We start from the raw sequence: 939 nt of genomic DNA, 5'->3' as shown, positions 1-939 counted from the left end.
GACGCTCTTGGGGTCGAGGCGGACGAAGGTACCGTGCTGCGCGCCGATCGCCGCGAGACCCGAGGCCAGGGCTGCTGCGCCGGTCACCGATTGTGCGTCGCCGCCGACCACGTCGAGTGCACCTTCGGTGTTGAATCGCAGCTTGGTCAGGAACGCCTCGACGGCGTTCTCGTCCCCAGCTACGAGCATGCCCTCATGTTCGACAATTGCGATCAACTCACCCTGATTCGGTGGCTGAGAGTCGGGGTTCGTCGATGCGGTCACAGCGGCCTTTCTGGTGATATGGACGTGCCGCACCCGCTCGGGGGTACGGCACGTCGAACTCCGGATGCAAGTTCGAGCGCGGTGATGCGGATGAAGCGAGTCGAAGCGACCCGCTCGCGTCGATCGACTATAAGTCGACGTTCTGACATCGCTTGCCCTCGGCACATTTGTTACTCATGGAAATCAGTGGAGGTGCCGACGGTCGCCGAGTCTGCATTCCAGACCTTTACAACGATGACGACCCGGTGGACCGGAGCCGGTGACGGTGAGGAGCTGTGCCGCATCCGCGACACGACAAACAGATCGTTGCGCGAATACACGGACGTGGAACGAGCCCGGTGATCGGGTTCGCCCTCTCGGCGCAGAGAGGTATCCGGGAGTCACGCAAGATCAACGTGGTGCATGATCGGGGGCAACTACAGGTTGGGGAGGTTTCGATTTCGGTGAATCGACGCGGCGCATACGGCATCGGTGACTTCCTTGATCCCTCCGATGCCGCACTCCGCGAGCAGTGGCGATCGGTCCTCGCTCGGCAGCCAGTTCTTCGAGGACAGCGGCAGGTGAACTTCGTCCCAAGCGAGGTCGTCCTGTCGCTGTGTGCCTCGTTGCTCGTCGACCACAGCCGGTTCGGCAGCAGCAGCGCGCATCGTGCCGGCTTTCCAGTCCAGCACCTCG

Annotated in this window: 1 protein-coding gene and 1 pseudogene; both read right to left on the bottom strand. The window is 62.7% G+C overall.

From position 1 onward, the window contains the following. A pseudogene (locus OEY_RS27910) lies at positions 1-189 on the bottom strand (hypothetical protein); the annotation flags it as partial. A gap of 491 nt (positions 190-680) precedes the next feature. Beyond that, the coding region (locus OEY_RS30350) for a hypothetical protein (RefSeq protein WP_010592280.1) at positions 681-939 on the bottom strand (259 nt) is incomplete at its 5' end.

Origin of the sequence: Rhodococcus sp. P14 (genome assembly GCF_000256505.1) — a bacterium.
GTDB lineage: Bacteria > Actinomycetota > Actinomycetes > Mycobacteriales > Mycobacteriaceae > Rhodococcus > Rhodococcus ruber.
The sequence above is the reverse complement of the archived record's forward strand: the minus strand, read 5'-3'. Positions and strand labels throughout refer to the sequence as shown.